Below are 11,867 nucleotides of genomic sequence, written 5' to 3'. Positions count from 1 at the left end.
ATGCCAGTGAGGCTCTGGTAAATGAAAGCGCCGGAGGCATCCGTAGAATAGAAAAGGGTCACAAAACAAAATCGGCACGGCAAAGATAACGTAATTGTGTGCCGCAAAATGATACGCTCGGCCGCGGTCCTTTGATCTCGACATCAATCCTGATGCGCGGGCTGTTCCCTTGGGAACAGGTAACCCCGCCACCGCTTCCTACCTTATGGCTAACGGAGAGACGTTCCGTTCGTCGGCCTTCCCGACCCGACGCAACTGCGCCCCCACGCACGTCCCTGAATCCTCAGACCTGCGCGCGAAGGCCCCGTCACTCGACGGCACGAAGGCCGAATGCACTCGCATCTGATCAAGGAGACAGCAATGTCGAAACGATTCTTATTTCCGCTGGTCGCCGGAGCTTTCGCTCTAGCTGCCGGCGCCTGCGCCGCGGTGGCGGGGCCAATAACGCCACTAACAACCCTGACGTCAGGCGACGTTCAAGGATTCCTCGTCCCAGTGCACGCCGGTGGCGGTGGCGGGTTTGGAGGCGGTGGTGGCGGCGGCCACGGAGGTGGCTTCGGTGGCGGCGGAGGCCACAGCGGAGGCTTCGGGGGCGGAGGCTTTCATGGCGGTTTTGGCGGTGGAGGGTTTCACGGTGGTGGGTTCCATGGTGGCAGCTTCGGGGGCTTCCACGGCGGTCACCTTCACGGTGGACACATGGCGGGACGATCGCACGTCCGCACCCAGTCTCTGGCCCGCGCGAACCTAAATCACGGTCGCCATTTCCATCACGGACATGGACACGGTCATCACCACCGTCACCGCTTCTTCATCGGCGGCTATCCCTACTTCTATTATGACGACGGCTACTATGATGACGACTATGGCGACGATTGCTGGTGGAGCAGCCGCTATGATCGCTGGGCCTGCCCGGATTATTGAGCGCAACTGATACCCAATTTGGCCAGCGCCCCCGAACCTTTTCGTTCTGGGGCGCTTTCCCTATCGGCCGTCAAGCGATGGTCTTGATTGGTCGTTAACCTGTATTCTGAGGTTTTCGAGCCACACGCCCTGGCAGAGACAACGATTACGGAGCATGCGCTAATCAATAGGCAACCTGATTGAGATTATGTTGGAGGCCTCTGTTTTCTCGCATCAGCTGCATATTTAAGGTCTGACAAATGTTCAGTTTGCGTCTTCAGTGGAAGCGTTCGATCGTCCGGTTGGCAACCATCGCGTTATCAACCCTGGCCATCAGTGCCGCCCTTACCCCCGCAGACGCCGGAAAACGCAATCAGCGCCCTATCGAAGAGACGGCCCGGGAAACCCTATCCGGCCCTCCCGTCATCGCGATCGTCTCCATCAAAGATCAACGCGTTACGGTCTATGACGCAAACGGTGGCTCCATGAGCGGCCGGGTATCGAGCGGCCGCGACGGCTACGAGACTCCGGTTGGTGTCTACAGCGTCCTTCAAAAAGAAGAAGAACACTATTCGAACCTCTACGATGACGCCTCGATGCCCTTCATGCAGCGGATTACATGGTCGGGCATTGCCCTGCACGCCGGTCAGTTGCCCGGTTATCCCGCGTCCCATGGCTGCGTTCGCATGCCCGACAGCTTTGCCCAGCGCCTTTTCCCGCTGACGAAACTCGGCATGCGTGTCGTTGTTGCTTACGATGACGTCGCGCCGGTCGAGATTTCTCACCCGCTGCTAATGAAGCCGACGCCGCTGCAATCCGTCCAGACCGCGACGGCCATCCCGATGTCGTACCAGGATCCGATCGTGAACGATCCCGATTCCAGCCCGACGTTCTCTCCTGACCTACGCGCATGGCCGGAACGCCAAGTGGAACTCAATGCCCTGAAATCAATCGCCGAGGGCAAGCAGATCCTTGCCGACGCCGCCCTCGATCAGGCCAAGGAGATGGAGCAGATCATCGCCGACAAGAAGGCGCCCCGAGACAGGGCCGCGAAAGCGCTGCGCAAAGCCGAAGCGGTCAAAAAGTCCGCCGACAGCCGTTTGGCCGCGATCGACAAGCGCCTGGCGAACGCCAAGTCCGATAAGCTCAAGAAGAAATGGACAACAGAGAAGGAACGCGCCGCCAAGAAATCCGATGAAGCTGCTGCAAAAGTTGCTACGGCCACAGAAGCTTTGCAGGCCGCCGAGGCCGAATTGCAGAAGGCAACAGATCAGGCCGCCCCGGCATTGGCGGCACGAGATCAGGCGGTTGCCGTTCTCAATGAAGCCAAACGCAAGGCGTTGCCGATCTCCGTCTTCATAAGCCTGAAGACGCAACGGCTCTATGTCCGTCAAGGCAACGAGCCCGTTTTCGACGCGCCCGTCACCATCGCCGATCCGCAACAGCCCATCGGCACGCACGTCTTCACGGCCGTTGGATACAAAAATGGCGGCAAGGACGTGAGCTGGACGGCTGTTTCGCTCGAACACACCGACAACGCCGATTATGCGTATAACGAAGACCGCCGGTATAGGCTCAACGATGCCAACACGCCTCCCCCGACGAACGTGGCCGAAGCGAGCGCAGCACTCGATCGCATCACTATCTCGCCGGAGGTGTCCGCCAGGTTGAGCAGCGCCGTATGGCCGGGATCATCGCTGATCGTCTCGGACGAACCGATGAGCAAGGAAACCGGAAAAGCCACGGATTTTATCGTCCTCATCAGCACGGAACCTCAGGGCGGCATCAAGAAGCGGCCAAAGCAGTTCTTCCGCAACGATAACTTCATGAGCGACAGCGCCGATGACTACTACTACGGCTATGATCGCTACGGACGCCGGACCTATCCTCGCCAACGATCAATGTTTGGCTGGTGGTGAAACTATCCCAAATCTTGGCGCGCCCGCGTTACGGCACGGATCGATTTCAAAGTGGCGTCCGCCGTTCCGCGGCCCGGCATGGTTGCAAGCACGACCTTTAGCGGCGGTGCCATGACGTTCCCCGTGCCCAATTGCCCTGAGGGTCGCTCCGACATATGCAGGCGGCGTATTCCTTGAAATTGCCGCGAGAAAGATATTGCCTCCCGGAATAAGGGCCGGGAGGAACCACAATGAACGCGCACGAACGTCTTCCGAACGACATCACCGCATTGGGTGTTATCGAGCAGCTTCGGGACGCCCTGAAGTTTGCCGACAACGAGCTTCAGAAACGCTGCGTCATCTCAACTAAGGTGCGGGAGGCACTCGACTTAGCGGAACGCATACTTGCGAGCGCCCAGCACCGGTACGACTGACCGAAATAGGCATTGGCATAATCGAACGACGGCCGGCGACGGAACGGCTGCCCCGCGCAGCGATGCGCTGTGAACTGCACCGACCACCATGCTCGGATCGTCAGCGGCGAAAGCAGCCAAGGCGCCAAGACCGCCGCATGCGGGCCATCAACACCGAGCTATGCGACAGAAGTCGATCCCAGACGCCCAGGTTCACCGTCTCGTCGAACAACTCTTCGAATTCAGCGCGACGGCTAAGGCCTAGTCGGCTCCGATGCGGATAATAAAAGACCAGGGCGGGCGAACGCCGCCACCAAACCTTGAATTCTGCGTCCGACATATTTTTCGGTGAGACCGGCCAAAGCAGCCCGCCGATCTTGGCCATATCGGCCGTGATAAGATCGTAAACTGCGCTCGCGATGCCCTTGCGCTGACAAGACCGCGAAACCTCGGCGCTGCTAATGACGCAGATGCCGTTCTTCGGCTTTACGATATCGCAAAACCCGATCGGCTCCTCGCCGATGATAGCCGACAGCTCCGTTCGGAAGACACGATAGACCACACCGACGTCGGAGATTCCACGGCTCACGAAGAAAAGCCGCTGGCTTTTCGTCATCAACTCAACGATCGGCTCCTGGCGAATAAGCGTGGCCAGCCGCCTATCGACGTCGTCCGATTCCTGAAGTGTCTTCGTGCGCTGCGCTAAGAGACGCGAATATGTCGCCTCAGCCTCATCCAATCGCCCCGAAACGATCACGACGGGAGTATCCTTTTGCAATACGGATGGTTTTTAAAGTCAGCTTAGGAATGAGTGCAATTATTGCGCCCCCAATCGCTCCCGATCCGTTAACGCCGGGGCTAGCTCCTTCGACCAGTTAAAACTTCGGTTTCTGACGATGCACGCATCCTGGAACGACCGTTAACGCTGCCCCACCCGGCCCCACCCCGCCTCCGCCAGCGGAAACAGCCGGAACGATCCGCAAAGCCGGCCGTTTTTCAGGTCGAAAGCGCCAGCCGAAGGTGAACGGCGGGCCTCGCCCGAAAGCCCCTACCGCGACATTTCGGCGACCCCGCACGCGTAATCGTCGCGTTGGTGACAAATCCCCTAAGAGCCTATAGAGGGGGCATCGATTGTCTCTTTTTGTGCGCCGCGTCGGGATAAACCTCCGCGCCGGTGGCAATCAAAAAGCTCAATATTTCGGCCGGGCCAGTCGTATACCGTGATTGGGCGTCGGACGGCGTGCGTGCCCATTTTGCCTGTTGCGGCAGACATTCCCGTTCCTGGCAACTGCAAAAGGACTACGAAAGTTGCAGCCTTCGAATAAACGGAAGAAGCCGATGCAAGAGCGATTGCCAGAAAAAAAACCACCGGCCAACGGTGGCCAGGTCACGCCTTCCGATAAAAAGCCGCTGCTTTCGAAGCGGGGCATAGGCATTCTTGGCTTTGTCTGCCTGCTCGCCCTCATCGCTGCCGGCTACGCGTATTGGCAGCACGAAACGCTCTATCCATCGACGGACAACGCCCAGGTCGAAGCTAACATCATCCAGATCACGCCGTTGGTGACAGGCCTCATCATGGACGTGAAAGTCAAGGAATTCGCGACCGTCCAACAAGGCGACGTTCTGGTCGAGCTCAATCAAGCGCCCTTCCGCGCCACCCTTAAACGCGCTGAAATTCGCCGCGACATCGCCAAGCAGCAAGCCGCCCAGGCGACGGGCCCCCAGGCCGCAGCCGCCAAAGGCAATGCTGAAGAGGCCGATATCGCCGTTGCCGAAGCCAATGCTGAACTTTCGCACGCGACGATCAAGGCGCCGGTCGACGGCACGGTCGGCAAAGTCCGCATCCAACCCGGCGAGGTCGCGAAAGCCGGCGTACCGCTCTTCCCGCTCGTCGATACTTCGACGTGGTGGGTCGATGCGAATTTCAAGGAAACCGACCTTGCCCGCATCAAGCCCGGCCAAACGGCGTCTGTCTGGCTTGACAGCGATTCGTCGAAGAAGTTGACCGGGAAGGTCGAAGCCGTGAGCCGCGCTAGCGCCTCGGCATTCTCGCTGATGCCTTCGGAAAATGCGACGGGGAGCTGGGTCAAGGTCGTCCAGCGCTTTCCCGTCAGGATCGCGCTTACGGTCGAACCTGGCGACCTGCCGCTCGGCGTCGGCGCGTCTGCGTCTGTAACCATCGACACCACGTCCGATGGAGCGGGTAGTGCCACCAAATAATCAGGCCGTGGCCCCAGCCGACGCCCCCGCGGGACCGAGCAGGCTGCTGAGTTCGCTCGCGGTGCTGCTGGCGGTGCTGATGGTCATTCTCGACATGACCATCGTCAATGTCGCCCTGCCCGACATGATGGGCACTCTTGGAGCGACGCCCGATCAGATCACCTGGGTTTTAACGTCCTACATCGTCGCCGAAGCCATCGTCATTCCGATGAGCGGCTTTCTCGCTGAGCGCTTCGGCCGAAAACGCGTGCTGACAGTCAGCGTCGCAGGCTTCGTCGTGTCCTCGATGCTCTGCGGCCAATCGCATTCACTGATGCAGATGGTCATCTTCCGCTTGCTTCAGGGTGCATTCGGGGCAAGCGTCGTCCCTCTCTCACAAGCGACGATGGTCGACAGTTTCGAGCCGGAGAAGCGCGGCAAGGCCATGGCGATCTGGGGTATCGGCGTCCTGCTCGGCCCGATCATGGGGCCAACGGTCGGCGGCTTCATCACCGACCACCTCGGTTGGCAATGGGTATTCTACGTCAACCTTCCCATCGGCATCATCAACCTGCTTCTGATCGCCGCCTACATCAAAGCGACGCCCCATTCGGGCTCGCCGATCGATTGGCTCGGCGCTGCGCTCCTGGCAATCGGTGTCGGCAGCCTGCAGATGCTGCTCGACCGCGGCAACAGCGAAGGCTGGTTTGCATCGCAGATGATCGTCAGCCTCGCGCTCCTATCCTTCGCATGCCTAACCTGGTTCGCGGTTCGCAGCTTCAATCGGCCGGACGCCATCCTGAAGCTCAATCTTCTGCGAGACCGCAATCTGGCGACGTCGACATTCCTGATCATGGCGTTCGGTGTCGGCATGCTGAGCACCATTGCGCTGCAGCCGCTGTTCCTGGAACATTTGCTCGGCTATCCGGCAAGCACCGCCGGTCTGGTGATGGCACCGCGCGGTATCGCCGTCGCCATTGGCATGGTCGTCGTCGCAACGCTCATCCAGCACATCGATTCCCGCTGGCTGGTATTCGTCGGACTGACACTGTCCGCCGCCGGAACCTACGTGACGACGACATATAACCTCGACGTCGATCGCTTCTGGATTATCGCGCCGAGCATCGTCCAAGGCATCGGCATGGGCATGATCTTCGTGCCACTCTCGACACTCGCCTATCAAACGCTACCGAAAAACGCTTCGGATCAGGCCGCGAGCATCTTCAACATCGCACGTACGATTGGCGGCTCGCTGGGCATCGCGATAGGCGCAACGGTTCTGACGCGCGCGACGCACGAGAACCTTCAGACCCTCTCGGCCGGGATCAATCCCTACAATCCCGCCCTGCACATGTGGCTTAACTCGACGGGACTGTCGCCAACCGATCCGCGTGCGATGCAGATTCTGGGCTATGAGTTGACACGCCAATCGACAATGATCGGCTTCATCGAAGCCTTTGGCTTCGTAACGCTGAGCTTCCTGTTGCTTATTCCATTCGTGCTGTTGCTGCGGCAAACCGGTGCCGCTTCACCCTTCGGTGACGTCGGCAAGCACTAGGGCGCTTGCCGAACTTTCAGCACCCTGGCTTATCGCTGCTGTGTCTGATAGTTCGGATTGAACCACACCGGCACCTCTTCCGCCGGCAGTGGCGGCCGTCCACGGATTGCATCCGCCAGCTTCTCGGCCATCATGATGGTCGGCACGTTGAGGTTACCACTGACGACATCCGGCATGATCGACGCATCGACCACCCGCAATGCTTCGACGCCATAAACCTTGCCCGTACCGTCAACGACGGCCATCTCATCGGTGCCCATCCGGCACGAGCATGACGGATGATAGGCGCTTTCGGCCTTCGCACGGATGAAGGCGTCGATGGCTGCGTCACTCGTTTCGGATGGCCCCGGCGCCAATTCGGCACCACGGTACTGATCGAAGGCCTGCTGCGAAAAGATCTCGCGCGTTAAACGGATGCCCGCCCGCATCTCTTTGCGGTCCTGCTCCGTCTGCATGTAGTTGAAGAGTACTCTTGGATACTCGCGCGGATCGGCTGATTTAAGCTTCACATAGCCCCGGCTCGTCGGTCGCATCGGCCCAATATGCGCCTGGAAGCCATGCCCCTTCGCCGCCGACGTGCCGTCGTAGCTGATGGCCATCGGGAAGAAGTGATATTGTAGATCGGGATGCAAAACGCCCGCTTCACTGCGGATAAAGCCGCCGGACTCGAAATGGTTCGTCGCCCCTAGGCCCTTCCCCGTCAGCAGCCACTCGATGCCGATCTTCAATTTTGCCAGCGGATTATTGGCGCTGTAAATCGAAACCGGCTTGGTGCATTCGTACTGGACGTAGGCCTCGATGTGGTCCTGCAGGTTTTCTCCAACGCCGGGCAGATCCTGCACGACCGGAATGCCATGTTTTTTCAATTCATCCGCATTGCCAATACCCGACAGCATCAAGATTTGCGGTGAATTGATCGCGCCGCCGCTGACGATCACCTCGCGCGTTGCGCGCGCCGACTGCAGATTGCCGCCATGGCTGAACTCGACGCCGACGGCACGACGTCCTTCGAACAGGATGCGCGTGACGAGCGTTTTCGCCTTGAGTTCAACGCCGCCACGCTTCTGCGCTGGCCGCAGAAACGCCTGAGCGGCGCTCCAGCGGCGGCCTTTGTAGACCGTCATGTCCATGCGGCCGAGGCCTTCCTGCTGGTAACCGTTCATATCCTCGGTCACCGGATAGCCCGCCTGCCGGCCGGCCTCAATGAAGGTATCGTAAAGCGGGTTCGTGCACGGCGCCGTCGTCACATAAAGCGGCCCGGAATTGCCGCGATACTTATCGCCGCCCTTGAGCCGCGTCTCGGCCTTCTTGAAGTACGGCAGACAGTTGAAATACGACCAGTCCTGCAAGCCCCGATGACGCGCCCAAGCGTCGTAATCGAAGGCATGACCGCGAATATAGATCATGCCGTTGATAGACGACGAGCCACCGACGACGCGTCCACGCGGACAGTACATCCGCCGATTATCGAGATAAGGCTCCGGCTCCGACTCGTACCACCAGTTGTATTTCGTGCCGGCCAGCGGATAGGCGAACGCCGACGGCATATGAATGAAAATGCTGTTGTCTTGCGGCCCGGCTTCGAGAACGAGAACGCGAACCCCTTCGTCTTCCGTCAGGCGGTTGGCGAGGACGCATCCCGCCGACCCGGCACCGACGATGATGTAGTCGAAGTCTTGGGTTTTGCTCATCGTTCCTTGGACCTCAGTCTTTCTGTCTTAATCTGAAGATGCGTCATTCGTACGGGCACTGCACATCGCCCAGTTCCACATAGACGCTCTTCAACTGCGTATAGTGCTCGATGGCAGCCTGGCCGTTCTCGTGACCGAAGCCCGACTCCTTGATGCCGCCGAACGGCATCTCGACCGGCGTGATATTATAGTTGTTGATCCAGCAGATGCCCGCTTCGAGGCGCGCTGCGACGCGATGCGCGCGGGCAAGATCGCGCGTAAAAAGCCCCGCGGCCAATCCGAAGCGCGTCGCGTTCGCACGCGCTATGACATCGTCCTCGTCGCGGAACCGCAAAACCGACATGACCGGCCCGAAGATTTCTTCTCGCACAATGCTCATCTCGTCCGTGCAGTCGGTGAAAACGGCCGGACGCACATAGTTGCCGCGATCGAGCGGAGCCTCATCAACTCGTTCGCCACCGTAGCAGAGCCGTGCGCCTTCCGCCTTTCCGGCTTCGATGAAACTCAAGACCCGTTCCATATGCGGCCGCGAAATCAACGCCCCTACTTGTGTTTCAGGATCGAGCGGCAAACCGATGCGCAGCTTTTTCGTCCGCTCCACCACCATATCGACGAAGGCATCGTAGATGTCGTCGTGGACAAACACGCGCGTGCAGTTCGTGCAGATTTCGCCCTGCGTGTAAAAATTGCCGAGCATTGCCGCGGAAACGGCCTGCCGAAGATCAGCGTCCTGGAACACAAGAAGTGCCGACTTGCCGCTGAGCTCCATCGTTGTACGCTTCAAAGTAGCAGCCGCCGCAGCGACGATCTTCTTGCCAGTGCCCACCGAACCGGTCAGCGAGATTTTGGCAACGCGCGGATCTGTCGTCAGCATTGAACCGGTGCGTGCGTCTCCGTGCAAAACATTGAAGACGCCATCTGGCAACCCTGCTTCCGTGTAGATCTCGGCAAGCTTGGCGGAGGTCGTCGGCGTCATCTCCGACGTCTTGAAGATCATCGCATTGCCGCATGCCAGCGCCGGCGCCGACTTCCAGCACGCGATCTGGATTGGATAGTTCCATGACCCGATACCGACACAAATTCCTATCGGTTCGCGGCGGGTATAAACGAACGCATTATTCAGTGCGATCTGCTCGCCGTGCAACGTGGCTGCCACCCCGGCAAAATATTCGATGCAATCGGCACCGCTGACGATATCGACGACTTCCGCTTCTTGAATTGGCTTGCCGGTGTCGCGAACCTCGATCTCGGCCAACTCGCGATTGCGGTCGCGAAGAATCCGTGCCGCCTTGTTCAGAACGCGCCCACGCTCCGCACCGGACATGCCAGACCAGCGAGCGAGCCCTTCTTTTGCTGATTGCAGCGCAGCATCGATTTCAGGCGCAAGCGCGATCTCGACCTGTGAAATCAACTCGCCCGTCGCCGGATCGACATTCGCGAACGTCTCCCCGTCCGATGCCGCAACAAAACGGCCCCCGATATAGTTTTGGAGAACTTTCGCCATCGACCACACTCATTGAATTTGCCCATGCTGCAAACCGAGCGCGGCACCCTTCGTTCGCAGCAACTTCCGGCGCCAAAGCCTCGCCGATCACCCATCACGCTATGCCGGTCCAGAGGCCTGAAAGCATTGTCAGATACGACACAAATGTTATCCCCCGCGACAGTCCAAACCGCGCCGGAAGACCGACGAAAGTAGAACGATCTCGCGCCGCAACCGCCTTCTTTTGCAGCACCGAAAGCCTGTTTCTGCGGCAGGAATTGAACTTTCTGGAACTTGTCAAAACACGGCGCGGTGCTAAGATTTTCTCATGATCTGCTCGATGTCATAGTCAGGCGTAACGATCACCTCCGCCTCGGTCTTTGACTAGAAGCGGAGGCCATAGATTTGCGGAGCATCCGGGAGCTTTGCTGCGTGAATGAGGTTCCGTCGAAACTCAGAACGATCCGTCGGATCGGGTTTCTGACACTGAACGAATACACCATGATCGCACTTTCCAGTGCGATCGAGGTTTTGCGAATGGCCAACCGTTTGAGCGGGCAGGACCACTATTCGTGGACCATCCTTTCCGTCGACGGCAAGCCGACGTCCTGCAGTAATGGCCTGTCTTTCGCCGACGCTAAAACCTACGATGATGCCGGCGATCTCGATATGGTACTCGTCTGCGGCGGCACGCACGTCGAGCGATACGTCAACGACAAACTCATCAATCTTCTCCGCCGGATATCGCACGATGGCATCGTGCTTGGTGGCCTGTGCACCGGCACCTACGCGCTCGTGAAATCCGGCCTTCTCGACGGCTACAAATGCACCGTCCATTGGGAAAACATGGCGGGTCTTCGCGAATTCCATCCGCGCGTGCAGTTCCAGGAAGAGCTTTTCGTTATTGACCGCGATCGCGTCACCTGCACAGGCGGAATAGCGCCCGCCGACTTGATGCTCTCCGTTGTGAAAAGCGCATTCGGTAAAACGCTGGTTGCCGATATTTCCAACCAATTCATTCTCGAACGCGTGCGCGACGGGTTCGACCGGCAGCACATCCCGATGGCGGCGCGCCTGGGATACAACAACAGTGCGCTGGTGGACATCGCCGCACTCATGGAAGCCAATTTCGAAGAACCGCTGACAGCCGTCGAATTGGCAAAATTGGCGGGCCTTTCGTTGCGCCAAGTCCAGCGCATGTTCCAGGTTTCGCTCGAAACAACACCGACGAAATACTATTTGCAATTGCGTCTCCGTCGCGCCCGCGAGCTGCTTGTGCAATCGCAAATGTCGATCACGCAGATCGCTATTTCCTGCGGTTTTCAATCGACCTGCCATTTCAGCAAATCATATCGGGCCCTTTACGGACGTACGCCACGCAGCGAACGCCAGCCCCAGACGGTCCCAGCTGAATTCAGCGCGCCGCCGCTGCCACGACAGCGTAAGTCTGTGGTGCGCGCACGCGTCCCCTCGATTTAGATCGACGCTCGCGAACACCGGAAGACCGTCGATTTACGCAGGATCAAATGGACACCCTTCGCGAAAGGAGTGTAGCCTGAGGCGCGTAAGCGCTAGATCGCGTCGCAATTGCAAAAATAGGTAGGCCGCCGCTGCTATTAGCTGGTGGGGTCGCCCTCGCCGGGTGGCGCCTTCAACAGGCAACCGACAGAAGGGCGATCCGATTTCAGATCCCCCAGCAAGCGGACTGTTGTCCATCACGCCTGC

At 59.1% G+C, this 11,867-nt stretch carries 9 protein-coding genes; 6 read left to right on the top strand and 3 right to left on the bottom strand.

Annotation, left to right across the window (positions count from 1 at the left end; translation table 11 throughout):
• Positions 1 to 360 precede the first annotated feature (360 nt).
• The 3 genes from RLW41_RS19950 to RLW41_RS19940 all read left to right on the top strand — a co-directional run bounded on the left by RLW41_RS19950 (position 361) and on the right by RLW41_RS19940 (position 3,232).
• Entirely contained in the window at positions 361 to 921 is a 561-nt protein-coding gene (locus RLW41_RS19950) for a hypothetical protein (RefSeq protein WP_414462614.1), read from the top strand.
• 239 nt (positions 922 to 1,160) lie between these two features.
• Positions 1,161 to 2,819 (top strand): L,D-transpeptidase family protein, encoded by a 1,659-nt coding sequence (locus RLW41_RS19945; protein ID WP_414462613.1) that lies wholly within the window; start codon positions 1,161 to 1,163, stop codon positions 2,817 to 2,819.
• 230 nt (positions 2,820 to 3,049) lie between these two features.
• A complete protein-coding gene (locus tag RLW41_RS19940; protein ID WP_409559788.1) occupies positions 3,050 to 3,232 on the top strand; it encodes a hypothetical protein in 183 nt (60 codons plus the stop codon).
• Positions 3,233 to 3,332: 100 nt separating this feature from the next.
• Here RLW41_RS19940 and RLW41_RS19935 read toward each other — a convergent pair whose 3' ends face one another.
• Positions 3,333 to 3,968 (bottom strand): GNAT family N-acetyltransferase, encoded by a 636-nt coding sequence (locus RLW41_RS19935; RefSeq protein WP_414462612.1) that lies wholly within the window; start codon positions 3,966 to 3,968, stop codon positions 3,333 to 3,335.
• Between the two features lie 581 nt (positions 3,969 to 4,549).
• On the opposite strand from RLW41_RS19935, the gene RLW41_RS19930 reads away from it, so the two are divergent.
• Both RLW41_RS19930 and RLW41_RS19925 read left to right on the top strand, forming a co-directional pair.
• Entirely contained in the window at positions 4,550 to 5,431 is an 882-nt protein-coding gene (locus tag RLW41_RS19930) for an HlyD family efflux transporter periplasmic adaptor subunit (RefSeq protein WP_414462611.1), read from the top strand.
• Positions 5,418 to 6,968, top strand: a complete 1,551-nt coding sequence (locus RLW41_RS19925) for a DHA2 family efflux MFS transporter permease subunit (protein ID WP_414462610.1) — start codon at positions 5,418 to 5,420, stop codon at positions 6,966 to 6,968. Before RLW41_RS19930 ends, RLW41_RS19925 begins: the two co-directional genes overlap by 14 nt.
• Before the next feature lie 29 nt (positions 6,969 to 6,997).
• Here the strand turns inward: RLW41_RS19925 and betA are convergent, their stop codons facing one another.
• Together betA and betB are read right to left on the bottom strand one after the other, a co-directional pair.
• On the bottom strand, positions 6,998 to 8,659 hold the full coding sequence (gene betA / locus RLW41_RS19920) for a choline dehydrogenase (RefSeq protein WP_414462609.1): 1,662 nt from the start codon (positions 8,657 to 8,659) through the stop codon (positions 6,998 to 7,000).
• A gap of 43 nt (positions 8,660 to 8,702) precedes the next feature.
• A complete protein-coding gene (gene betB, locus RLW41_RS19915) occupies positions 8,703 to 10,163 on the bottom strand; it encodes a betaine-aldehyde dehydrogenase (RefSeq protein WP_414462608.1) in 1,461 nt (486 codons plus the stop codon).
• Between the two features lie 411 nt (positions 10,164 to 10,574).
• On the opposite strand from betB, the gene RLW41_RS19910 reads away from it, so the two are divergent.
• Positions 10,575 to 11,621, top strand: a complete 1,047-nt coding sequence (locus RLW41_RS19910; protein WP_392683786.1) for a GlxA family transcriptional regulator — start codon at positions 10,575 to 10,577, stop codon at positions 11,619 to 11,621.
• Positions 11,622 to 11,867 lie beyond the last annotated feature (246 nt).

Source organism: Hyphomicrobium sp. DY-1 (assembly GCF_047497105.1).
Taxonomy (GTDB): domain Bacteria; phylum Pseudomonadota; class Alphaproteobacteria; order Rhizobiales; family Hyphomicrobiaceae; genus Hyphomicrobium_B.
This window is presented reverse-complemented; position numbering and strand designations above follow the sequence as displayed.

What these genes read in the sequence shown, in the direction of transcription:
- RLW41_RS19945 (WP_414462613.1), top strand. Translation starts at nt 1,161, where the DNA reads ATGTTCAGTTTGCGTCTTCAGTGGAAGCGTTCGATCGTCCGGTTGGCA.
- RLW41_RS19930 (WP_414462611.1), top strand. Translation starts at nt 4,550, where the DNA reads ATGCAAGAGCGATTGCCAGAAAAAAAACCACCGGCCAACGGTGGCCAG.
- betB (WP_414462608.1), bottom strand. Translation starts at nt 10,163, where the DNA reads ATGGCGAAAGTTCTCCAAAACTATATCGGGGGCCGTTTTGTTGCGGCA.
- RLW41_RS19940 (WP_409559788.1), top strand. Translation starts at nt 3,050, where the DNA reads ATGAACGCGCACGAACGTCTTCCGAACGACATCACCGCATTGGGTGTT.
- RLW41_RS19950 (WP_414462614.1), top strand. Translation starts at nt 361, where the DNA reads ATGTCGAAACGATTCTTATTTCCGCTGGTCGCCGGAGCTTTCGCTCTA.
- betA (WP_414462609.1), bottom strand. Translation starts at nt 8,659, where the DNA reads ATGAGCAAAACCCAAGACTTCGACTACATCATCGTCGGTGCCGGGTCG.